The sequence below is a fragment of the Candidatus Regiella endosymbiont of Tuberolachnus salignus genome, from assembly GCF_964020115.1.
GTDB classification, from domain to species: domain Bacteria; phylum Pseudomonadota; class Gammaproteobacteria; order Enterobacterales; family Enterobacteriaceae; genus Regiella; species Regiella insecticola.
Genome location: NZ_OZ026542.1, coordinates 1,872,826 through 1,897,430, shown reverse-complemented (window position 1 = coordinate 1,897,430; position 24,605 = coordinate 1,872,826). Strand labels below are relative to the sequence as shown.

Below are 24,605 nucleotides of genomic sequence, written 5' to 3'. Positions count from 1 at the left end.
AGTACATGACAGAGGAGGATAAGTGATCGTTGCCAACGCCGTCTTAACTTGAAAGGCGAAGGGTATAGAATAGATATGAGCGATGGAATAGACAATTAGCGTGCCGAAACGAACACATGCAATGCGATATGTGGCTGGTAAACCAGTTGAACAGATCTTTTCAAGCTCTGCCTATTTTCCCAGGCAGGGCTTGCCTTTGTGTGCGCCGTTACAAGCATCAAAATTTTTACGGGTTGTGGTGTGGAATATTTTTAAGCAACAGCGGGTCAGCTGGTTGGCTGTACTAAAGAAATTTGGTAAAGATTCTCAATTGATGTTGTTGCAAGAAGCGCGAACGACGCCTGAAATGGTGCGCTTTGCTACCTCTCACTATTTGACAACAGATCAAGTGCCTGCTTTTACTTTGCCTCATCATCCTTCTGGCGTAATGACGTTAGCTGCTGCTCATCCTATTTATTGTTGCCCGCTGCGTGAACGAGAGCCATTGTTACGTTTGTCCAAATCAGCTTTAGTTACAGTTTATCCCATTCAGGATGGACGATCACTGATGGTGGTTAATATCCATGCGGTAAATTTCAGTGTAGGGGTGAATGTTTACAGTAAACAATTTAGCTCGATCGGCGCAAAAATTGCGTTGCATCGTGGGCCACTAATACTCGCAGGAGATTTCAATGCTTGGAATCGTCAGCGGGTGAATGCTTTACGTTTATTTACCCGAAGCATGGAATTACAAGAGGTAGAATTTTTTATTGATAATCGTAGTCGAGTATTTGGGTTTCCACTGGACTTTATTTTTTTCCGTGATTTGTATGTGGCCGAAGCATCTGTATTAGTAACACGCGCTTCGGATCATAATCCTCTACGTGTTGATTTTTTACTATAATGAAATCTTTTGAACGATAAATAGACATCTAATTTTTTTTCTTAAATTAAAGGTTGCGGGCGTTAATAAAGGGGCTATAATGCGACCCCACAGAAGAAGGGGAGCTTAGTAAAAGAAGGCCTTGACTCTGTGAGAAGAAAGGGTAGAATGCGCCCTCTCGTTGTAAGGCTAGACGAGAAGCTCTTTAACAATTTATCAGACAATCTGTGTGGGCACTGGCGAGTGCGCTGTTGTGCTGCTCTGTAATATTGAGGGCAGTAAAAGCAGTATAAAAGCTGACAGCGGATTGGAATTTGTTTTTTTTATGGAAACATAATAGAAAGCAGGGTCTATGAAGTTGTTAAAAAAGTAATAAATTGAAGAGTTTGATCATGGCTCAGATTGAACGCTGGCGGCAGGCCTAACACATGCAAGTCGAGCGGCAGCGGGGAGTAGCTTGCTACTCTGCCGGCGAGCGGCGGACGGGTGAGTAAAGTCTGGGGATCTGGCTTATGGAGGGGGATAACCATTGGAAACGGTGGCTAATACCGCATGATGTCGCAAGACCAAAGTGGGGGACTTTAGGGCCTCACGCCATAAGATGAACCCAGATGAGATTAGCTAGTAGGTGCGGTAATGGCGTACCTAGGCGACGATCTCTAGCTGGTCTGAGAGGATGACCAGCCACACTGGAACTGAGAAACGGTCCAGACTCCTACGGGAGGCAGCAGTGGGGAATATTGCACAATGGGCGGAAGCCTGATGCAGCCATGCCGCGTGTGTGAAGAAGGCCTTAGGGTTGTAAAGCACTTTCAGCGGGGAGGAAGGAGGTAAGAGTAATATGCTTATCGATTGACGTTACCCGCAAAAGAAGCACCGGCTAACTCCGTGCCAGCAGCCGCGGTAATACGGAGGGTGCGAGCGTTAATCGGAATAACTGGGCGTAAAGGGCATGTAGGCGGTAAGTTAAGTCAGATGTGAAATCCCCGAGCTTAACTTGGGAACGGCATTTGAGACTGGCTGGCTAGAGTTTTGTAGAGGGGGGTAGAATTCCAGGTGTAGCGGTGAAATGCGTAGAGATCTGGAGGAATACCGGTGGCGAAGGCGGCTCCCTGGACAAGGACTGACGCTGAGGTGCGAAAGCGTGGGTAGCAAACAGGATTAGATACCCTGGTAGTCCACGCTGTAAACGATGTCGATTTGGAGGTTGTGACCTAGTGTTATGGCGTCCGAAGCTAACGCGATAAATCGACCGCCTGGGGAGTACGGCCGCAAGGTTAAAACTCAAATGAATTGACGGGGGCCCGCACAAGCGGTGGAGCATGTGGTTTAATTCGATGCAACGCGAAGAACCTTACCTACTCTTGACATCCACGGAATTTAGCAGAGATGCTTAAGTGCCTTCGGGAGCCGTGAGACAGGTGCTGCATGGCTGTCGTCAGCTCGTGTTGTGAAATGTTGGGTTAAGTCCCGCAACGAGCGCAACCCTTGTCCTTTGTTGCCAGCACGTGATGGTGGGAACTCAAAGGAGACTGCCGGTGATAAACCGGAGGAAGGTGGGGATGACGTCAAGTCATCATGGCCCTTACGAGTAGGGCTACACACGTGCTACAATGGCGCATACAAAGAGCGGCGAGCGTGCGAACGTAAGCGAACCTCATAAAGTGCGTCGTAGTCCGGATTGGAGTCTGCAACTCGACTCCATGAAGTCGGAATCGCTAGTAATCGTGGATCAGAATGCTACGGTGAATACGTTCCCGGGCCTTGTACACACCGCCCGTCACACCATGGGAGTGGGCGGCAAAAGAAGTAGGTAGCTTAACCTTCGGGAGGGCGCTTACCACTTTGTGGTTCATGACTGGGGTGAAGTCGTAACAAGGTAACCGTAGGGGAACCTGCGGTTGGATCACCTCCTTACCAAAGATGGCGGCTACGCTGAGTGCTCACACAGATTGTCTGATGAAAGTAGCGAGCAATTTTAATAAGAAAGCGGGTTAGGTTTAGCAATCGAACCTTGTTGGGTCTGTAGCTCAGGTGGTTAGAGCGCACCCCTGATAAGGGTGAGGTCGGTGGTTCAAGTCCACTCAGACCCACCAACGCGGCACGATAGGACGAAGAACTGCTTTGTGAGGTGATTCTACCAGGGCGTGCTGTGACGATGGGTCAAGTTAATTTTTGCCTATGGGGCTATAGCTCAGCTGGGAGAGCGCCTGCCTTGCACGCAGGAGGTCAGCGGTTCGATCCCGCTTAGCTCCACCATGTGAAGTGGTCAAAATTTATTCTAATGTATTAAAATGCTCTTTAACAATCTGGAACAAGCGAGTAATGAACAGCGAGAAGTGTTTATTAGTAAGACACTTTCGGGTTGTGAAGTTAAGTGATAGAAGCGTACAGGGCGGATGCCTAGGCAGTCAGAGGCGAAGAAGGGCGTGCAAATCTGCGAAAAGCGACGGTGAGCTGATAGGAAGCGTTATTAGCCGTTGATACCCGAATGGGGAAACCCAGTGCAAGCAGTTGCACTATCGTTAGATGAATAAACTAGTTTAACGAGGCGAACCGGGAGAAGTGAAACATCTAAGTACCCCGAGGAAAAGAAATCAACCGAGATTTCCTGAGTAGCGGCGAGCGAAAGGGAAGCAGCCCAGAGTGTGCATCATTGTTGTTATCAGAGGAAGGGTCTGGAAAGGCCTGCGAAAGAGGGTGATAGCCCCGTACTCGAAGGTAGCAATAGTGTGAGCTCGAAGAGTAGGACGGGACACGAGAAATCCTGTTTGAAGAAGGGGGGACCATCCTCCAAGGCTAAATACTCCTGACTGACCGATAGTGAACCAGTACCGTGAGGGAAAGGCGAAAAGAACCCCGGGAGGGGAGTGAAATAGACCCTGAAACCCTGTACGTACAAGCAGTGGGAGCCTGAATCATACGCGAGTGTGGTAAGGGTGACTGCGTACCTTTTGTATAATGGGTCAGCGACTTATATTCTGTAGCGAGGTTAACCGAATAGGGGAGCCGTAGGGAAACCGAGTCTTAACTGGGCGAATAGTTGCAGGGTATAGACCCGAAACCCGGTGATCTAGCCATGTGCAGGCTGAAGGTTGGGTAATACTAACTGGAGGGCCGAACCGACTCCTGTTGAAAAAGTAGCGGATGACGTGTGGCTGGGGGTGAAAGGCCAATCAAACCGGGAGATAGCTGGTTCTCCCCGAAAGCTATTTAGGTAGCGCCTCGTGGGTTAATCTTTGGGGGTAGAGCACTGTTTCGGCTAGGGGGCCATCCCGGCTTACCACCCCGATGCAAACTGCGAATACCGAAGAATGTGACCACGGGAGACACACGGCGGGTGCTAACGTCCGTCGTGGAAAGGGAAACAACCCAGACCGCCAGCTAAGGTCCCGAAGTGAGGGTTAAGTGGGAAACGAAGTGGGAAGGCGAAAACAGCCAGGATGTTGGCTTAGAAGCAGCCATCATTGAAAGAAAGCGTAATAGCTCACTGGTCGAGTCGGCCTGCGCGGAAGATGTAACGGGGCTAAACCCTCCACCGAAGCTGCGGCAGTAGCGTTGGAGACGACGTTATTGGGTAGGGGAGCGTTCTGTAAGCCGTAGAAGGTGAGCTGAGAGGCGAGCTGGAGGTATCAGAAGTGCGAATGCTGACATAAGTAACGATAAAGCGGGTGAAAGGCCCGCTCGCCGAAAGACCAAGGGTTCCTGTCCCACGTTAATCGAGGCAGGGTGAGTCGACCCCTAAGGCGAGGCTGAAAAGCGTAGTCGATGGGAAACGGGTTAATATTCCCGTACTGGTTGTGACTGCGAAGGGGGGACGGAGAAGGCTAGGCTATCCGGGTGACGGTAATCCCGGTTTAAGCGTGTAGGTGGAAAGAGTAGGCAAATCCGCTTTTTCATAGACACTGAGGCGTGATGACGAAGCACTTAGGTGCAGAAGTAGTTGATGCCCGGCTTCCAGGAAAAGCCTCTAAGCTTAGGTTACAGTCAATCGTACCCGAAACCGACACAGGTGGTCAGGTAGAGCATACTAAGGCGCTTGAGAGAACTCGGGTGAAGGAACTAGGCAAAATGGTGCCGTAACTTCGGGAGAAGGCACGCTGGCATTAGGTGAGGGGACTTGCTCCCTGTAGCTGAAGTCAGTCGCAGAGACCAGCTGGCTGCAACTGTTTATTAAAAACACAGCACTGTGCAAACACGTAAGTGGAGGTATACGGTGTGACGCCTGCCCGGTGCCGGAAGGTTAATTGATGGGGTTAGTAGAGATACGAAGCTCTTGATCGAAGCCCCGGTAAACGGCGGCCGTAACTATAACGGTCCTAAGGTAGCGAAATTCCTTGTCGGGTAAGTTCCGACCTGCACGAATGGCGTAATGATGGCCAGGCTGTCTCCACCCGAGACTCAGTGAAATTGAAATGGCTGTGAAGATGCAGTGTACCCGCGGCAAGACGGAAAGACCCCGTGAACCTTTACTATAGCTTGACACTGGGAGTTGAAACTGACTGTGTAGGATAGGTGGGAGACGTTGAAGCGATGACGCCAGTTGTTGTGGAGTCGCCGTTGAAATACCACCCTGTGAGTTTTGGTTTTCTAACTCAGCGCCGTAATCCGGTGCGAGGACAGTGTCTGGTGGGTAGTTTGACTGGGGCGGTCTCCTCCTAAAGCGTAACGGAGGAGCACGAAGGTTAGCTAATCACGGTCGGACATCGTGAGGTTAGTGCAAAGGCATAAGCTAGCTTGACTGCGAGAGTGACGGCTCGAGCAGGTACGAAAGTAGGTCTTAGTGATCCGGTGGTTCTGAATGGAAGGGCCATCGCTCAACGGATAAAAGGTACTCCGGGGATAACAGGCTGATACCGCCCAAGAGTTCATATCGACGGCGGTGTTTGGCACCTCGATGTCGGCTCATCACATCCTGGGGCTGAAGTAGGTCCCAAGGGTATGGCTGTTCGCCATTTAAAGTGGTACGCGAGCTGGGTTTAGAACGTCGTGAGACAGTTCGGTCCCTATCTGCCGTGGGCGTAGGAAGATTGAGGGGGGCTGCTCCTAGTACGAGAGGACCGGAGTGGACGCATCACTGGTGTTTGGGTTGTCATGCCAATGGCATTGCCCGGTAGCTACATGCGGAAGAGATAACCGCTGAAAGCATCTAAGCGGGAAACTTGCCCCGAGATGAGTCTTCCCTTGAGGGACGTTTAAGACTAAGACGTTGATAGGCTGGGTGTGTAAGTGTGGTGACACATTGAGCTGACCAGTACTAATGACCCGATAGGCTTAACTTCACAACACCGAAAGTGTTTTGGTTTACGCGCTTGTTAACAGATTAGCTGTGTACGCAGCATACAGAATTTGCCTGGCGGCTATAGCGCGGTGGCACCACCTGAGCCCATTCCGAACTCAGCAGTGAAACACCGTTGCGCCTATGGTAGTGTGGGGTCTCCCCATGTGAGAGTCGGTCACCGCCAGGCACCCAATACCACAAGCCTCTTGTTCAATGCCAGAGGCCTTTTTCTCGAAAATCAAAAAATCGGTGGTGCGGTAGTTCAGATGAAACACGGTGTTTTTCAATTATGAGTAAAATTCGTCGTGGGTATAAGTTACTGTACTGTAAAACCGTTTTATTCACGGATTTTTTAATTTCTTAAAACCCTCCTCAAATATAAATAAAAATCTCTTCGCATCGCTTTCGTCAGCCGGAATTTTATGGGGCGATCATGAGCAAATACCTTACTTCCCTCGACTCATATCCTATGCTTCGCTATAATGCTGCCTCTCATTTTTCCAGAATGGTTTCGGGATACTTGTGATATTTGGGGCACTCAGTATTTGTAATACGGTTGTCCTGGTTTCTAGGAGACATTTTCAAAGTTAGCTATGATTATTACCGTTCGCCTTTAAGTTGCCACTAGGCGGCCAGGGCGAGAGACCGATGAGCGTAGACATGCTACGTGATTTGGCGAGCACCCGCAGCTAACAACGCGGTGGGGCTTCAAAGGCGAACGGTATATGCTGCTTTGTTATGCATTCTACAGTTGACCGAGCATGATAATATTTTTTTGAGGTAACATAGATGCAAGTTTCTATTGAAACCACCCAGGGTTTGGGTCGCCGTGCCACTATTACGCTTATTGCTGATCCTATTGAAACCGCAGTTAAAAATAGACTCATTAAAAAAGCTCAGAATGTTCGAATTGACGGTTTCCGTAAAGGTAAAGCACCAATGGATATTGTTAAACGTCACTACAGTGTTGAGGTGCTTCAATACGTGTTGGGTGATATGATGGAGCGTAATTTTTTTGATGCGATTGAAAAAGAGAATATTAATCTTGCTAGCCCTCCAAGTTATTTTCCTGGTGAATATAAAAAAGGTGAAAATTTTAGTTACTCTGTAGAATTTGAGGTTTATCCGGATATCGAATTAAAAAATCTGCAAGATATTGAAGCAGAAAGGCCTATCGTTGAAATAAATGATGCTGATGTTGACGCCATGCTGGAAACCTTACGTAAACAGCAAGCTAGTTGGCAAGAAACTAACGATGTGGTAAAAGCTAAAGATCATCGTGTAACCATTGATTTTGCTGGTTCTATTGATGGTGTGGAATTTGAAGGAGGATCAGAGACGGATTTTATTCTGGTTATGGGTGAAAATAAAATGATCCCCGGTTTTGAAGAGGGTATTTTAGATCATAAAATCGGAGATAAATTTGTCATCGAGACAAATTTTCCAGAGGACTACCAAGTTGAAAAATTACGCGGTAAATTGGCCAGCTTTGCTATAGTCTTGAAAAAAATAGAAGTCCGACAATTACCAGAATTAACTGAAGAGCTTATTAAAAAACTTGGTATAGTTGATGGTTCTTTAGTTAATTTACGTGGTGAAGTACGTAAAAATATGGAACGTGAGCTGAAAAATACGGTACGTAACAGTATTAAAACTAAGCTTATAGAAGAATTGCTAAAATCGCATGAAATTGATGTTCCGAAAGCGTTAGTTGAGAAAGAAATTGATGCCCTCTATGGACAAGTCATCAGACGTTTTAGTGATAATAAAACATCAATGTCAGGACTACCGCGTAAGCTATTTGAAGAAAAAGCAAGGCAGCGCGTAGTTGTTGGTTTGTTGTTCGCAGAAATAATTTCTAAAAATGATCTGAAAGTTGATAAAGTACTGTTGGATAAACGACTATCAGAAATTGCATCAGCTTATGAAAACCCGCAGCAAGTTATCGATTATTATAATAATAACGAAGAATTGTTGAATAATATACGTAGCGCAATTTTAGAAGAGAAGGCAGTAGAATATATTTTAGATAAAGTAAAAGTTATTGATAAAAAAATGAATTTTACTGAATTAATGAGCCAAGTACCTACTATGTAGTGTTTATCGTATGGTTGTGGATTAATGTTAATTTTTAAGATTTTAAAGGATAAATAGCATTATTACCGGGTACAATAATATTTGTGCCCTTTTTTTATATAATATTGGCAAGCAGAATCGTTTTTTCATGTAATTTAAAATTTTTTAGTTAAATTTGGTAACAATAAAAAATCTAAATATTGCTGATGTAGGGTGCTAACCATCGATGAAAGCTCTGCAAAATTGCCATTATTATTAATAACATCATCAGCACAAGCTAACCGTTCTTTTTGTGTGGTTTGTGCGGATAAAATTTGTTTTGCTTGCTGACGAGTTATATTATCTCGGGATATTATCCTAGTTAATTGTATTCCTTTATCTACATCGACTAATAAAACTCGGTCGGCTTGAGAAAATAAGTTATTTTCGATCAATAGAGGAATAACCCAAATTAGATATGGTTCTTTAGTTGCTGTTATTCTGCGCTGGGTTTCTTGTTGGATAAGAGGATGCAATAGCGAATTTAACCATGCTCTTTCTTGTTGCTCACTGAATATTTTTTGCCGTAATACCGCTCGATTTAGCGAACCGTCAGCAAGCAATATATTATTTCCATAACGTGTTACAATCTGACTCAATGCATCTGTGCCGAGCTGAACTACTTGACGAGCAATGACATCTGCATCGATTAAAGGTACTCCCAAATTGGCGAACGCTTCAGCGACAGTGCTTTTTCCGCTACCGATTCCACCTGTGAGTGCGACAACATAAGTCATTAATAGTATATCTTTCGGTTTTTCATTGCATGTTAACATTATAGTTAGTATTACACTTATATTTACTCTGTAAATTTTTATAGAAATCGTTTCCTCTTTTTTTATTGCCACACTTGAAACCCTTTCAGGTTACCCCCATCTGATCTGCACTGCTTTACTTATCAGCCTTGGATTGAGGTAATTTAATGAGTACGAAAAATCAAGAAACACGTGGGTTTCAATCTGAAGTCAAACAACTGCTCCATTTGATGATCCATTCACTTTATTCTAATAAAGAAATATTTTTGCGTGAATTAATTTCAAACGCGTCGGATGCTGCAGATAAGCTGCGTTTTCGCGCGCTTTCTAAGCCAGAATTGTACGAAGGAGATACTGATCTACGGGTTCGAGTTTCCGTTAACAAGGAGAAACGCACCCTTACCATAAGTGATAACGGTATTGGTATGAGCCGTGATGAAGTGATTGATAATTTGGGAACCATTGCTAAATCAGGTACCAAAGCTTTCCTTGAATCTATGGGTTCAGATCAGAGCAAAGACAGTCAGTTAATCGGTCAATTTGGTGTTGGTTTTTATTCTGCTTTTATCGTAGCAGATAAAGTCACCGTCTGTACCCGCGCAGCTGGCGAGCCAGTCGATGCTGGCGTATTGTGGGAATCCTCTGGAGAGGGCGATTACACTATCGCCACTATCACCAAAGAAGCTCGTGGTACTGAAATTACACTGCATTTACGTGAAGGTGAAGATGCATATCTCGACAACTGGGGAATACGCTCAATCATCAGCAAATATTCCGACCATATTGCATTACCAGTAGAAATCGAGAATAGAACAAAAGTAGAAAAGGCAGTAGAAGCGAAAAAAGATGAAAACGCAGAGGCCGATCAAGAATCTGTTATTGACGCTGAAGCCACTGATGATGCTGCTCAAGATCCTGCAACACCTACTGAGACAGAGGAAACGGTTACCTGGGAACAGATCAACAAAGCCAAGGCGTTATGGCTTCGTAGTAAAAATGAAATCAAAGAGGCGGAATACAATGAACTTTACAAGCATATCTCTCACGATTTTGTCGATCCTTTGCTGTGCAGTCATAATCGTGTAGAAGGCGAGCAAGAGTATACCAGTCTACTGTATATTCCTGCGCAAGCCCCTTGGGATATGTGGAACCGTGAGCATAAACACGGTTTAAAGCTGTATGTGCAGCGGGTATTTATTATGGACGATGCAGAACAGTTTTTACCTAACTATTTGCGCTTTGTCCGTGGTTTAATTGACTCCAATGATCTTCCTCTCAATGTTTCACGCGAACTTTTGCAAGATAACAAAATTACTCAAAGTTTGCGTAGCGCATTAACAAAACGTGTGCTGAAAATGTTAGCGAAATTGGCTAAAGACGACAGTGAAAAATATCAAAAATTTTGGCTGCAATTTGGCAAGGTATTAAAAGAAGGGCCGGCAGAAGATTATGCCAATAAAGAAAGCATTGCTAAACTGCTACGTTTTGCTTCAACACATAATGACAGCTCGGAACAAACCGTTTTACTGGAAGAATATATTGCTCGCATGTCCTCAGAGCAGGATAAAATTTACTTTATCACTGCAGACAGTTACGATGCTGCGAAGAGTAGCCCACATTTGGAATTATTCCGCAAAAAAGGAATTGAAGTGCTACTATTATCTGATCGTGTCGACGAATGGATGATGGGATACTTCACTGAATTTGAAGGAAAAAAATTACATTCCGTGAGCAAGGCAGATGATTCTATCAATAAACTGGCTGATGAAGAAAAAAAACCGGAGCAGAAAGAAGCAGAAAAAGCGCTAGAGCCTTTTGTTAAACGGGTAAAAGAGCTCTTGGGTGACAAAGTAAAAGAAGTGCGATTAACACATCGTTTAACAGAGACACCGGCTATCGTCACCACGGATAGTAATGAAATGGGCACGCAGATGGCGAAATTACTTGCTGCTGCGGGTCAGAAAGCACCGGAAGTAAAATATATTTTCGAATTAAATCCAGATCATCTTTTGGTAAAACGTGTTGCTGATATGAGTGATGATAAACAATTCGCAGAATGGATTGAGCTATTCCTCGATCAAGCATTATTGGCCGAGCGAGGTACTTTAGATGATCCTAACTGTTTCGCACGTCGTATAAATCAATTATTGTTGAGTCTGTAATTTTTATTAATGTCGTCTCTAATCTTTATTTTAGGGGCGGCATTAATGCTTTGCTTAAAATGATTTGCTTGTCAAAATTTTAATCTCTTTTCAGGAAAAAGCATGATATGCAGCAACTACAAACTGTGATTGAGCAAGCTTTCGACCTGCGTACTGCGCCAGATAAGATAGACTCGAGCGCCCGTATTGTGATTAACCAAGTGATAAATGAGTTAGACACAGGTTTACTGCGAGTAGCAGAAAAAATTAATGGTCAGTGGATCACGCATCAATGGCTAAAAAAAGCGGTATTACTCTCTTTTCTTATCAATAACAATCAGTTAATTTCAGGTGCTGAAACGCACTATTACGACAAAATCCCATTGAAATTTTCCAACCATGATACAGCACGCTTTCAACTTGAGGGTGTGCGGGTGGTTCCTCCGGCTAGTGTACGAAAAGGGGCATTTGTCGCACCTGGCGCCATTTTGATGCCCTCTTATGTTAATATTGGTGCCTTTATTGATGAGGGGTCGATGGTAGACACCTGGGCTACCGTAGGATCTTGTGCACAAATTGGTAAAAATGTTCATCTCTCTGGTGGTGTTGGCATTGGTGGGGTGTTGGAGCCATTACAAGCTAATCCGACAATTATTGAGGATAACTGTTTTATTGGTGCTCGCTCCGAAGTAGTTGAAGGGGTCATCGTAGAAGAAAACACAGTAATCTCAATGGGAGTTTATCTTGGTCAAAGCACCCGTATTTATGATCGTGAAACTAAGAGAATTTCTTATGGCCGTATACCCGCAGGCTCTGTTGTTGTGTCGGGTACTCTTCCCTCACAAGCAGGTGATTACAGCTTATACTGTGCGATTATTGTGAAAAAAGTGGATGCAAAAACCCGGGCTAAAACAAGTATTAATGAGTTGTTACGTAATATTGATCAATATTCATTAAAATGATTGTATTTTACTCGAGATGAACAAATAAAAAACAATCAGTTATTTTATAAGAAATTTAAGTTGCACTAAAAAGATAAGATAGTAGCATATGCTTTCATTGTCAGGGTTAGATAGAAAATCCAAGCAATAAAGAAATAGGGGGTCGTTAGCTCAGTCGGTAGAGCAGTTGACTTTTAATCAATTGGTCGCTGGTTCGAATCCAGCACGACCCACAAAACAGTTGTCTAGTTACAAAAGCTTATTCGAAATTTTTCTAGCACAACGCCGATAAAAAATGGGCAAGAAAATTTAAATGGGTCTTAGTGATCTTATTGGTTTAAGCTGAAGCATGTTGTCATTGCCGGTTTCTAACTAATACCTTCTAAAAATACCATAAACTCTTTTGATATAGCCGAAATCAGCTTAATTTGATTTAAGGCGGAGGAGCGCGCAGCAGTACAAATAGTACGGCAAGCGACGACAACACAGAATCAAATTAAGCTGATTTCGGCTATAGTCAGGCTCTGGGAGCGATTGTGTTCCTTATTGGATGGTAAATTGTATAAAGCCGAGTTTTACTCGGCTTAGTTTTTTGTATTGTGGAAAAGGACATGAATGAAATTTTATTATTACCTACCGCTTCGTGTCTTGCAATTTTATAATATTATCTTCAAGTTTTTTGATGATTTTTGATAAGAATTCAAGATCCTCTTTTGGTATATTTTCTAAAATTTCTTTACATGTTCTTTCAATAATGACGCAATTAACGTGTTCGATAATAGGCTTGGCAGCCTCAGTTAACTGTATCTTTTTAGCACGACGATCATTTTTACACGTATGCCGTACTATTAATTTTTTTTCCTCTAATTGATCTAAAGTTCTAACAAGTGAAGGTTGTTCGATACCGATGGCTTTCGCAAGTTGTATCTGGGATTGCTCTTCTGGTAAACAATTAATATTATGTAATGTAACCCAATGGGATTGAGTCAGCCCCTGTGGTTTTAGCCTCTCATCGATTACTGTCCGCCATTGGCGAACTAATCTTGCTAAATCAGCTCCTAATGTTGATTCCACCTGCCTCTCCTTATAATTAGCTTGCTATCATAATTCCCATGGTCCAATATATTTCAAGACAACAATATTAAAAACACGAACATATATATACTGCATAATGTTATGATTAGGCAATAAATATAGTGAATGCATTGGCCGTAGTGAGATATTCGTTTAGGTTAATTCATTCAAAGTACAGTATTACTTTTTAATTCACTTATTGAACCCCACTTTCGTTGTGTTTGTCCGTCTACGCCGTCACTACAGAAACTATGTTTTGACATAGTTTCTGTACAGTCATTAACATTTAGCGGTATTTCTTTTAGCAGTGATAGGTGACAATGATCTTTACACCCCACAACCTATTTGCCCCAAAAATCTGTAGCCGGTTGGCAAGAATACTAGTCCATGATAATCAATTGATCACTGAAGGAAGTCTGATAATGATTGTTTTACTGTAATTTTATCAATTTGTGACTGCTCCCCACTCTATTAGGCGAGCCCTCCCCGCTTCACAGGTCGCCGCTTGTGCATGAAAAGTCTTAGAGCCTATTTGAAATCCCTTGTCTTCGCTGATATTTTGTCAAAAACGGGCTTAAAATGCTCATTTACTGCCTTGTTTTGTATAAAAAAGGCCGCTGCGCTTTTTCCTCGTTTGAGCGTCGTTCAAGAAGATTTCGAATAAATTTTAAGGCCGCAAAATTTTCATTTATACCCTGTAACCGGTACGCCACTAGCTAAAGCACCATAGAATTTCTACAAAATTTAGTGTTTTAAGAGCTATAAATGCCTTGCCATACAATGTTTTCATTAATGGTGTTGTGATTATTGTGTGTTATATGCATCGTTAATAGAAACTCATTGAGCATAACAATCCAATTTCAAGGGTGCATAGCCTATCATTTCTGTGCCAGACACGCTAGCAATGTCAATAGGGTTAATACCTTGAAAAAGATATCATGGTTAATAAATCATTACTATAATTTATCATCTCTAACTGTGACGACATCCTCCTCATCGAGGATCATTTTCGGCTTAAGCTCTAAATAGGTTGCAGCATGCCACTAATGATAATTCCTGATACGGGAAAAACACTCATACACAACCAGAGATATATAATCTTGATAGTATAGGATTTTGAATCTTTTATTTAATTTTCTGTTATCATGGAAAAGACGCCTAAGGCGCCTTTCTTTGTATGTAGATTGAAGAGATTATTATCGAGAAATGCTAGGCATAGTAAAACGTTTGTTAAAGCGATCAACACGACCACCTGTAGCTACCTCACGTTGTTTACCGGTATAAAAGGGGTGGCATTTACCACAAACATCTAAGTTTATGTTGTGATTAAGGGTCGAACAGATATTCATAACGTTACCACAAGAGCAAGATGCAGTAATTGAATGGTATTGCGGGTGGGTATTATCTTTCATAGCAAAGCTCTCTTTAAGACCGTGTCGCTATCAGGCCTTTATCCCGCCAGACACCACACGTAGTTATCAATAGTCGCGGATCATACAAGATGTTAACCTTCGACGCAATCTAGCCATATATCCCCTTCGCATTTGAAGTTGCCTTCGGCTGCCAGGGCGGCCGACCGATGAGCGTGGACATACCATGAGGGCGAGAGAGCTGGCAGCCAACAACGCGGCGGCTTCAAAGGCGAAGAGGATATGTTGTTATTAACAATGTAAGCGCCACTCATTTTTATTTACCAAGAAGGATGAGATCCCATGCTCGTTTTTCAAATTGCATTACCTGTACCGCTGGCTCGTACTTTCGATTATCAGTTAGGTAATACCATGGTGTCTCCAACGGTGGGAGCGCGGGTTAGAGTTCCTTTCGGAAAACGCACAGCGATTGGTATAGTGACAGCGATAAGTACAACGAGTGAACTACCCCCTGAAAAACTTAAGACGATTGATGCCATTTTAGATAAGCAAAGCCTATTTCCTACCGCTCTTTGGCGTATTCTTTTATGGGCATCTGATTATTATCATTGCCCTATCGGCGAAGTTCTGTTCCATTCATTACCTGTTTTATTACGCCAAGGTAAACCGACTCAACTTCCTCCAAGATACGAGTGGGTTGTTACTGAAAAAGGCAGGATGACTCCTTTAGATAGTTTGAAAAGAGCACCGAAACAACAACAAGTGTTGGCAATATTGTTAAAACAATCGCTTTACTGTGATGAAGCGCAAAAAATGGCTTTAGCTACAAGGGCATTACATACGTTACACAGTAAGGAATTAATTACACTGCGTGAGCAGAAACCTGTTTTTAATGATTGGCGTCACAAAGCTTTAGTAGTAGGTGAACCTTTACCGCTTAACACTGAGCAATCCGCTGCGGTAACTGCGATTAGTAATGAAGCTCACCATTTTGTGGCTTGGTTATTGGCGGGCGTAACAGGCTCGGGTAAAACCGAAGTTTATCTCAGTATATTAGAAAATATCTTGGCTCAAGGGAAACAGGCTCTTATTTTAGTGCCTGAAATTGCGCTAACCCCTCAAACTATTACTCGCTTTCGGCAACGCTTTAATGTGCCTGTTGTAACGCTGCATTCAGCATTAAATGACAGTGAACGATTATCGATATGGTTACGGGCGCGTAGCGGTGAGGCTGCTGTTGTTATAGGTACTCGCTCTGCATTGTTCACCCCTTTTTTACGATTGGGTGTGATTATTATTGATGAAGAACATGACAATTCGTATAAACAGCATGAAGGCTGGCGTTATCATGCGCGTGATCTTGCAGTATGTCGCGCGAAGGAAGAGGATATTCCGATCATCATGGGATCGGCGACCCCTTCTTTGGAAACGTTACACAATGTGCAGATAGCAAAATATCGGCAGCTAAGGTTATTAAAACGCGCCGGTAATGCTAAACCTGAAGTCCAACACTTAATTGACTTGAAAGGCTTGGCATTGACTGTAGGGCTTTCACAACCTCTGTTAGCACGGATCAGAACTCACCTTCAGGCTAATAATCAGGTAATGTTATTTCTAAACCGTAGGGGCTATGCTCCCGTGTTGCTTTGCCATGAATGTGGTTGGATTGCAGAATGTCAGCGTTGTGATCATTATTATACTCTGCATCAAAATTTGCGTCAGCTACGTTGCCACCATTGTGATAGTCAGCGGCCTGTCTTAAAACAATGTCTCAATTGTGGTTCTACTCATTTGATTACCGTCGGGGTAGGCACTGAACAATTGGAAAATCATTTATTGCCGTGCTTCCCTGATATTCCAATTACACGTATTGATCGTGATACTACTAGCCGCAAAGGAGCATTGGAAAAATATTTGGCAGAGATTCATCAAGGTGGAGGCCGTATTTTGATTGGTACTCAAATGTTGGCTAAAGGGCATCATTTTCCAGATGTTACTTTGGTGGCACTATTGGATGTCGATGGTGCACTTTTTTCTTCTGATTTTCGTTCGGCGGAAAATTTTGCTCAGCTTTATATTCAAGTTTCTGGCCGCGCTGGCCGAGCGGGTAAGCCAGGAGAAGTTTTTTTACAAACACATCATCCGGAACATCCCTTACTGCAAATTTTATTGCAACAAGGCTATAACGCCTTTGCTGAACAGGCATTAATAGAGCGAAAAAGCGTATCTTTACCCCCTTATAGCAGTCATATCGTCGTGCGTTGCGAAGATCACGATAACCAACAATCAGCATTATTTTTACGACAATTAAAAAGTTTACTGGAATCTAGTCCTTGGAAAGACGAAGCATTGTGGATCATGGGACCAGTACCTGCTTTACAAGCAAAGCGCAGTGGACGCTTTCGTTGGCAACTATTATTACAACATCCTTCTCGTTCATTATTACAACGGTTAATTACCCATGCCAAGCCACTGATCAATAAATTACCATTAGCTAGAAAGGTTAAATGGGCGTTGGATATTGATCCTATCGATCATTAGTTTATTTTTTGTTGCTGCAACAAAGAAAAGATTCACAGATTTTGCGTGTCGGATCGAAAAAAATAATTTTGAGTATCTATTTTAGGTGTATTAGGTAACACATGGCGCTAATTATCTGTATATATACCCTTCGCCTTTGAAGCCGCCGCGTTGTTGGCTGCGAGTGTTCGCCGAATCACGTAGTTGTCTACGTTCATCGGTCTCACCCCCTGGCCGCCTAGCGGCAACTTCAAGGACTGTGGGTATATACCCTTCGCCTTTCAAGTTACGGCGGCGTTGGCTGCGGGTGTTCGCCTCATCAGGTAGTATGTCTACGCTCATCGGTCGGTCGCCCTGGCCACCTAGCCGTAACTCGAAATTCATTGGGTATACAATATACGAATTGTCAGTTGCAGCCAGCGGGGGGAGAAAACTGTTGGAGCAGAAAAAAAAACTAACCATGAAAAATGTTGCTGAAATAGCAGGTGTTTCAACTGCCACGGTATCCCGTACATTGATGAAACCGGAAAAAGTCTCATCTGATACGAGGAAAAAAGTAGAACAGGCTGTAGTCAAAGCGGGGTATTATCCGAATGCTCTTTGTCGCAATGTTAAACATCGTAAATCACATAATATTTTGGTTATTGTACCGGATATCAGCGATCCATTTTTTTTAGAGATTATTCAGGGGATCAAAGAAACGGCACTCGATCATAGTTACCTTATTATTATTGTTGATTGCGTACAACAAATTTGGTCAAAAAAAACCATTATTGATCTTACTATAAGTAAAAAAATTGCTGGTATGTTGCTTTTGGGTGCCAATCTGCCTTTTGATATTACTAAAGAACAACAACCCAATTTGCCACCGATGGTGATGGCTAACGAGTTTGTGCCTGAATTGGAGCTTTCTACGGTACACATTGATAATCTCAGCGCGGCTTTTCAAGCTGTTAATTACCTCTACAAGTTGGGTCATCAACATATTGCTTGTGTCGCCGGATTGGAAACTATGCCACTGAGTTATTATCGTTTACAGGGCTATATTCAAGCATTGCGTCGTAACAACATTGCAATAAAAAATGAATATATTGTTCGTGCACATTGCAGCTATGAGTCTGGCATAAAGGCATTTGCTACTTTAATGGCTCTGCCTTATGCACCAACCGCCATATTTTTTTACAGTGATATTATGGCGGTTGGGGCAATTTGGCAGGCAAAACAATTGGGATTACGGATCCCACAAGATGTTTCGTTAATCGGTTTTGATAATTTGAAGTGTTCGCAGTATTGTGATCCTCCATTAACTACGGTAGCACAACCTAGCTATCAAATTGGTCAAAAAGTGATGTTATTGTTACTTGACCAATTAGCTGGAAAGCGAGCGAAAACGGGTTCTCATTTACTAGATTACGAATTAATTATTCGAAAAAGTACTGCTATACCCACAGCCCTTCAAGTTGCCGCTAGGCGGCCAGGGCGTGAGACCGATGAGCGTAGATATACTACGTGATTCGGTCGAACCCCGTAGCCAACAACGCGGCGGCTTCAAAGGTGAGGGGTATGGTACATGACAGAGGATGAGTGCCAGCAGCCAACGCCGCCGTAACTTGAAAGGCGAAGGTATAGACATACTACCCGATTCGGGCGAATCCCCGCCGCCAACAACGCAGCGGCTTTAAAGGCTAAGGGTATAATCTTAAAGTGACCGGTTAGCCGGCAGATAAATACGCTAAAGCGTTAATCATGGGTATTTAACTGATAAAAGGATTATGCTTTCTTTCATCGCCGAAAGTTGAAATTTTTCCATGGCCAGGAATGAAGGTTATATCATCACCGAGAGGTAATAATTTATTCCGGATAGAAGAAATGAGTTGTGAATGGCTGCTGCCTGGAAAATCAGTACGCCCCACACTACCATGAAAAATGACATCACCGACTAAAGCTAAACGGTCTTTTCGATTAATGAATACGATATGGCCAGGTGTATGTCCAGGACAGTGCAAGACCATTAATTTTATATCGCCGATAGTAATTTCATCACCTTCTTTCAACCAGCACGTTGGCTCGAAGGGTTGGCATTCATCAAGACCAAACATTTTGCTTTGTATGGGTAATTTTTCTAATAAAAAGCGGTCTTCTACTGCTGGGTCATGAATGGGAACCTGAAAATGTTTAGCCAATTGAGCAGCGGCACCGACGTGATCCAAATGCCCATGCGTTAATAATATTTTGCTGATGGTCACTTTTTTGTGGTTTATTGCAGCAGTTAATTTATCCGCGTCACCGCCGGGATCGATTAACACCGCCTGATGCGTCCTTTCGCACCAAATTAATGAGCAATTCTGATTAAATGCTGTGACCGGAAGAATTTCATATTTCATTATCGGAAGAGTTTTATACTTCATGTCAATCTAGCCCAATAAACAGTACCAAAAAGAAATAATATAATAGCAATCTATAGCTGAATCATTTTAATTTGATTCAAGGTGGAGAAGCAAGACAGTACAAATAGTACGGCAAGCGACGACGACACAGTCCCATTATTGGGGGCGAACTTTTAGAGGGTTTACTCAACCCTACCCTTTAACTCGAAATTCATTGGCTATAGACCTCAAACCTACTGCATGACGTGAATCCTGCGTTGCCCGGTGCGCGTAATCCTCATATACTTTATGTCAACGAAGGTTGCTGTGTGCCGGGTGCCTTGATTTCACATCATTCGCTACGGTTTCAAAAGAGGTCTATTGCATTGATTTATTCCAATGCAAATGCCAACAATGCTCACCTTGTTTTGCTTGTCCTTCAGCAGTAACAAAAAAATCACAGGCTGCGATTAGTTGTTCATTAAAATACAACAATGGGATCTGATTCCTCATCAAAGGAGCAACTCCCAGCTCTTGCCATAATTTTTTACTTTCTCTTGAACGATCACGCCCGACAATTTTCACCCTTCCTTGCAGGCCAAAACGGATCTTCACGCTTTCATCTGGCCTTGCTGCCCGAATTTGTTGTCCATCGGCATTAGTCAGGCGCAGAACCCCTAAGTTAGCGGGAAGTAATAGATCTTCACTGACACACCAGTGTAAACACTGGGGGGTTATGTTGATTTGTTGCGAGGATGATAAATAGAGACGCTGGCGAAAACGCCGTACTTGATGTTGCCCTAGTTGTAAACAAGGATTGGCATCGATACGCGCTAATACAACTTCATGCCATAAACGTTGTAACTGATCTCGAGACGGCATGCTGACATGGTGGCGAGATAACCAGCGCCGCAATACCGCATTGCGTTTCACTTCTGACATAGTGATTAATCCGTCAGTCGCTAGAGACCCATCAGTATGCTGCCATTGATCTAATGTGGCAGTGAGTAATTCATCAAGCAATTGTTCTTGCTCTGCACAAAGGCTAGCACTGCGCGTGACCGTTTGGGAAAAATGCGGCCAACGTTGATTGAGCAAAGGGATAATTTCTTGCCGTAGAAAATTACGATCAAAACGTCTATCTTGATTACTCCCATCCTCTACCCACTGAATTTGATGCCGTTGCGCATAGTCCATTAAATTTTGTCGGGAACAGCTCAATAAAGGACGGAGTAACTGACTTTGCGCGAAAGCCATTTTTGACGCCATGGCAGACAACCCCGTTGGCCCACTCCCCCGTTTTAATGCCAGCAGAAAGGTCTCACATTGATCATCTTGATGTTGAGCGGTCAATAACACTTCTTTGTCGGTGAGATGGGTGGAAAAAGCGTGATAACGCGCTGTGCGCGCAGCGGCTTCAATGCCATTTTTGTGTGTATTCAGTTGCACCGACACAATTTCTAGTGGTACTTGCCATTGTTGACATTGATATTGACAATGTTCTGCCCAATCGTTTGCCTGTGGGTTGATTCCATGGTGGATGTGGATCGCTCGAATGCTCAGATCAGGCCGTTGGCCAGTGCGTAGACGAGTCAGTAGATGCAGCAAAACACTGGAATCCAGTCCGCCACTAAAACCCACTAGCAGCTCTCGATATCCCGCTAGCTGCTTGTTAATCTGGAGTAAAAGATCATCATTTTTATTCATTGATAGTGTTATAAAATAAAAAATATCTTATTAGAAGTTTTTTCAGTGTCTATTAGAAGATCCTTCTAATGAACACAAGGAAGTATACCCTTCGCCTTTGGAGTCGCCGCGTTGTTGGCTGCCAGCTCTCGCCCTCATGGGGTATGTCCACGCTCATCGGTCGGTCGTTCTGGCTGCCTAGCGGTAACTTCAGAGACGAAGGGTATATTCAAGGATCCACGAGGGTAGGACACACCAAGCTTATGTTAAAATCAATAAAAAAATATTCATTGACTTCTCTGCCAGTCTGGCAGATTTTGAAAAAAATCCCTACTACTTGGTTTATCTATGTTTTATTTTTTGCTTACGGTTTAATCGGTATTTTTGATCGATTCCCTTGGAAAGCAGACGAGCCTTATTCCTTCGGCATTATTTGGAACATCATCATTAACAATCAATGGCTGATCCCGCATGTCGCGGGTGATCCCTTTGTAGAAAAATCTCCACTCATATTTTGGATAGGCGCAATATTTGCTAAAGCACTGCCTTTTATCCCCGCACATGAATCATCGCGACTGACTATTGTACTTTTTATGGCAGTAACAATAGCTGCATTTTGTTTCATCGCATCGCGTCTGTTCGACGAAATAGACAGACAATCACTGTCGCTAGCGCCTTCCCACACATCAATTTCTTATCGTGTGCATTCAATAACCTTGTTAGTCGCCATCATTGGTTTGACCGAACACATTCACAAACTTACTGCCGATATAGCTCAACTTGCTGGGGCTACTTTGGCTTTGGCAGCACTAGTTGGCAATAAACCTCTTTCGAAACCCGGATCCTGCGTTGCCCGGTGCGCGCAATCCTCATGTACTGTAGGCAACGAAGGTTGCTGTGCGCCGGGTGCCTTGACTTCGCATAACGAACTACGGTTTCGAAAGAAGTCTAATGCTTCAAAAGAGGTGAAAACCAGGCAAGTTATCAGTGGTTTTTTATTCGGCGCTGGCATTGGTATCGCTTTTTTATCAAAAGGATTGTTCGTCCCTGGTATTGCTGGATTAACATTATTACTTTGCTTGATTCTCTTTCAGGATTTTCGCAATCACACTAAGCTAAGATTCTACCTCACGGCTTTTATCGGTGTTTTACCTTTCGTCATATTGTGGCCATTAGCCTTGTATCACCACTCAGCAGAACTTTTTCATGAATGGTTTTGGCTAAATAATATTGGTCGTTTTATAGGATTGTCTGATGCCCCGCTCGGCGTCTATAACAAAAACTATAGCGAAAAGATAATCGCAATACTGGTTAACGGTGCGCCAACATCCATTTTATTTGTGATAGGTGCCATTTTTGCTTTTATCCGTTGGATATCGTACAAAATAAAACATCATAGCTTCGTGTTTATACCCACAGTCCTTGAAGGTGCCTTCGGCCGCCAGGGCGACCGACCGATGAGCGTAGATAGACTACCTGATGAGGCGAACACTCGCAGCCAACAACGCGGCGGCTTCAAAGGCGAAGGGTATAAAATGATATTCAGGCCACAATTATCAGCATATGCCATCGTTTTGCTCTTTTTTACCACTGGCTTCTTTTCACTCTTCTCATCAGCTTCAATGCGAGATATTTATCTGCTGCCATTGTACCCACCCTTGGCTTTACTAACAGTGCCATTCATTCCTTTATTACATAGCTTAGACAAGACAGGCTCTAAGTAGTGTCGTCACGTAATAAAAAATATATTATCATGTAACAAATAACGACAACTGTTGAGATGATTCAATAATGAAAGATGATTCGGGAATGAATTTAGCCCATCGCCGCCACGATATATCCGATCATGTTTGGAGCCTATTGGAAGCTCATCTCCCGGGGAGAAAAGGCACTTGGGGTGGCATAGCCAGAGATAACAGGCAGTTTATTAATGCTGTTTTCTGGATATTGAGAACCGGCGCTCCCTGGCGTGATTTACCGCCTGATTATGGCGGTTGGAAAAATACTCATCGCCGGTTTTGCCGCTGGCGTGACAAGGGGCTATGGGAGTCTCTGCTCGAAGCGCTGATTGTGGAGCCAGATTTTGAATGGCTGATGATTGATGCCACTCATAGCAAAGTTCACCCTCATGCAGCAGGCGCAAAAGGCGGTAATCAGGATATGGAGCGCACAAAAGGGGGCTCAACAGTAAGATACATCTGGCCGTGGATGCGCATGGTATGCCGGTCAGAATTTTTATTACATCAGGTACCACAGCAGATTGTCAGCAAGCAACGAATTTAACCAAAGGTATTGCAGCAGAATATCTGTTGGCTGACAAGGGCTATGACAGTGATAACATCATTAAAAAAGCAGAAGAAGCCGGCATGCAAATCGTAATACCACCTAAAAAGAATCGTAAAATTCAACGTGAGTACGATAAAGCGCTCTACAAGCATCGACATCTCGTGGAAAATGCTTTTCTGCACCTAAAGCGCTGGCGAGGTATTGCTACTCGTTATGCAAAAAATACCTCCTCTTTTCTCGCTGCTGTACAAATACGATGCCTTGCTCTATGGCTCAAGATCTCATGACGACACTATATAAGGTAATGAACATTTTTTTCGGTATCACACTGTTAATAATAGTATTGACTTGGTTTAATCTTGTTATGGATGGTGAGGCACGGTTACTGCAAGTATTGTGGTCTGACATTGATAATGTATTACCCTTGCCCTTTGCCTTACAAACGAAATGGTATCTATTTACATTAGCCATGATTATTATCATTTTATGGTTAATTATTATTAAAAAATCGGATAACCATTCGATGTTGCTGTCATGGGCCTCGGGGTTAGCTGTAACCTGGTCTATCACATTTTTACTATTGATGCCTTGGATCAACGCCGCACGCAGCTATCAAGACACTTTCCTAACACTTGCTCCTTTTATTCAGAATAGTGAATGTCTTGCAACCAGTGGCCTTGGAGAGTCCGAACAGAGTATGTTGCATTATGTGACAGGTAAAGTGGCGATAAAAATCTATGAAGGCCACTCAGGTGAAGGTGATGGGGTGACACTCAATAAAAACGCCCAACGTTGCCTATTTTTGCTAGTTCAAGATAATGTGCACCATCCTGAAAAAATACAAGCTGATCACTGGATCCCGATTTGGGTTGGACAACGTCCGGCTGATAAAAATAACTTTACGTTATATAAATTCACTCAGTGACTGCTCCCCGCCCTATGGGACGAGGCTTCCCACTTCAAAGGCGAAGGAAATATGGCACTGTTAACAAAGTGTATTCATTTAACTTATTGAAATTATTATAATTTAAATGCATTCAAAGTAAACGGTTCCTCTTTAAAAAAAACAGATGAATCGATTTTTTATGGCAGCGATCGGCGAATTCTCTCAATGATGAAGCCGATCACAAAAAGTATTATTTTTATCTCATCATTATTTTATGCGTCCTAAATATTTTTATAAATTCTTTTTTATTCAATAATTTAAC

The 24,605-nt window shown here is 43.3% G+C and carries 15 protein-coding genes, 3 tRNA genes and 3 rRNA genes; 15 read left to right on the top strand and 6 right to left on the bottom strand.

All coding sequences use genetic code 11. The features are described 5' to 3' along the window. The first annotated feature begins 100 nt into the window (after positions 1 to 100). The 7 genes from AACL30_RS09710 (at position 101) to tig (ending at position 8,240) form a co-directional block, all read left to right on the top strand. Entirely contained in the window at positions 101 to 883 is a 783-nt protein-coding gene (locus AACL30_RS09710) for an endonuclease/exonuclease/phosphatase family protein (protein WP_339056503.1), read from the top strand. A gap of 353 nt (positions 884 to 1,236) precedes the next feature. Further along, positions 1,237 to 2,779, top strand: a 16S ribosomal RNA gene (locus AACL30_RS09705). A gap of 102 nt (positions 2,780 to 2,881) precedes the next feature. Then, positions 2,882 to 2,958, top strand: a tRNA-Ile gene (locus AACL30_RS09700). A gap of 87 nt (positions 2,959 to 3,045) precedes the next feature. Beyond that, positions 3,046 to 3,121, top strand: a tRNA-Ala gene (locus tag AACL30_RS09695). 112 nt (positions 3,122 to 3,233) lie between these two features. Then, positions 3,234 to 6,144, top strand: a 23S ribosomal RNA gene (locus AACL30_RS09690). Positions 6,145 to 6,214: 70 nt separating this feature from the next. Beyond that, a 5S ribosomal RNA gene (rrf, locus tag AACL30_RS09685) occupies positions 6,215 to 6,330 on the top strand. The 16S, 23S and 5S rRNA genes sit together here with 2 tRNA genes alongside, the layout of an rRNA operon. Positions 6,331 to 6,932: 602 nt before the next feature. After that, complete coding sequence (gene tig / locus AACL30_RS09680) at positions 6,933 to 8,240, top strand: trigger factor (RefSeq protein ID WP_339056502.1); 1,308 nt, start codon at positions 6,933 to 6,935, stop codon at positions 8,238 to 8,240. A gap of 134 nt (positions 8,241 to 8,374) precedes the next feature. On the opposite strand, the gene coaE is transcribed toward tig, so the two are convergent. Further along, positions 8,375 to 8,995 (bottom strand): dephospho-CoA kinase, encoded by a 621-nt coding sequence (coaE, locus tag AACL30_RS09675; RefSeq protein ID WP_339058446.1) that lies wholly within the window; start codon positions 8,993 to 8,995, stop codon positions 8,375 to 8,377. A gap of 185 nt (positions 8,996 to 9,180) precedes the next feature. On the opposite strand from coaE, the gene htpG reads away from it, so the two are divergent. From htpG to AACL30_RS09660, 3 genes are all read left to right on the top strand, one after another. Further along, positions 9,181 to 11,175: a molecular chaperone HtpG gene (gene htpG / locus AACL30_RS09670; protein WP_339056501.1), complete on the top strand. Its 1,995-nt coding sequence runs from the start codon at positions 9,181 to 9,183 to the stop codon at positions 11,173 to 11,175. Between the two features lie 107 nt (positions 11,176 to 11,282). Then, positions 11,283 to 12,116: a 2,3,4,5-tetrahydropyridine-2,6-dicarboxylate N-succinyltransferase gene (gene dapD, locus AACL30_RS09665; RefSeq protein WP_339056500.1), complete on the top strand. Its 834-nt coding sequence runs from the start codon at positions 11,283 to 11,285 to the stop codon at positions 12,114 to 12,116. Positions 12,117 to 12,255: 139 nt separating this feature from the next. Continuing rightward, positions 12,256 to 12,328 (top strand) — tRNA-Lys (locus AACL30_RS09660). A 400-nt stretch (positions 12,329 to 12,728) separates the two neighbouring features. Here AACL30_RS09660 and slyA read toward each other — a convergent pair. Further along, positions 12,729 to 13,169: a transcriptional regulator SlyA gene (gene slyA, locus AACL30_RS09655; protein WP_339056499.1), complete on the bottom strand. Its 441-nt coding sequence runs from the start codon at positions 13,167 to 13,169 to the stop codon at positions 12,729 to 12,731. Between the two features lie 1,196 nt (positions 13,170 to 14,365). After that, on the bottom strand, positions 14,366 to 14,581 hold the full coding sequence (gene rpmE / locus AACL30_RS09650; RefSeq protein WP_339056498.1) for a 50S ribosomal protein L31: 216 nt from the start codon (positions 14,579 to 14,581) through the stop codon (positions 14,366 to 14,368). Between the two features lie 300 nt (positions 14,582 to 14,881). On the opposite strand from rpmE, the gene priA reads away from it, so the two are divergent. Continuing rightward, positions 14,882 to 17,080: a primosomal protein N' gene (priA, locus tag AACL30_RS09645; RefSeq protein ID WP_339056497.1), complete on the top strand. Its 2,199-nt coding sequence runs from the start codon at positions 14,882 to 14,884 to the stop codon at positions 17,078 to 17,080. 111 nt (positions 17,081 to 17,191) lie between these two features. Here priA and AACL30_RS09640 read toward each other — a convergent pair whose 3' ends face one another. Continuing rightward, complete coding sequence (locus tag AACL30_RS09640; protein ID WP_339056496.1) at positions 17,192 to 17,443, bottom strand: hypothetical protein; 252 nt, start codon at positions 17,441 to 17,443, stop codon at positions 17,192 to 17,194. Positions 17,444 to 17,495: 52 nt separating this feature from the next. Between AACL30_RS09640 and cytR the strand changes: the two genes are divergently transcribed. Further along, positions 17,496 to 18,572, top strand: coding sequence for a DNA-binding transcriptional regulator CytR (cytR, locus tag AACL30_RS09635; RefSeq protein ID WP_339056495.1), 1,077 nt, complete (start codon positions 17,496 to 17,498; stop codon positions 18,570 to 18,572). A gap of 241 nt (positions 18,573 to 18,813) precedes the next feature. On the opposite strand, the gene AACL30_RS09630 is transcribed toward cytR, so the two are convergent. Then, positions 18,814 to 19,443 (bottom strand): MBL fold metallo-hydrolase, encoded by a 630-nt coding sequence (locus tag AACL30_RS09630; RefSeq protein WP_339058445.1) that lies wholly within the window; start codon positions 19,441 to 19,443, stop codon positions 18,814 to 18,816. Between the two features lie 360 nt (positions 19,444 to 19,803). After that, entirely contained in the window at positions 19,804 to 21,144 is a 1,341-nt protein-coding gene (tilS, locus tag AACL30_RS09625; protein ID WP_422389602.1) for a tRNA lysidine(34) synthetase TilS, read from the bottom strand. Positions 21,145 to 21,374: 230 nt separating this feature from the next. On the opposite strand from tilS, the gene AACL30_RS09620 reads away from it, so the two are divergent. The 3 genes from AACL30_RS09620 to AACL30_RS09610 all read left to right on the top strand — a co-directional run bounded on the left by AACL30_RS09620 (position 21,375) and on the right by AACL30_RS09610 (position 24,322). After that, positions 21,375 to 22,835: a hypothetical protein gene (locus AACL30_RS09620; protein ID WP_339056493.1), complete on the top strand. Its 1,461-nt coding sequence runs from the start codon at positions 21,375 to 21,377 to the stop codon at positions 22,833 to 22,835. Between the two features lie 85 nt (positions 22,836 to 22,920). Continuing rightward, positions 22,921 to 23,684 (top strand): IS5 family transposase gene (locus tag AACL30_RS09615; RefSeq protein WP_422389587.1). Its coding sequence is split into 2 segments (ribosomal slippage): positions 22,921 to 23,281 and positions 23,281 to 23,684, totalling 765 coding nucleotides; the frame shifts between segments, so codons are not numbered across the junction. Between the two features lie 17 nt (positions 23,685 to 23,701). Next, entirely contained in the window at positions 23,702 to 24,322 is a 621-nt protein-coding gene (locus tag AACL30_RS09610) for a hypothetical protein (RefSeq protein ID WP_339056492.1), read from the top strand. Positions 24,323 to 24,605 lie beyond the last annotated feature (283 nt).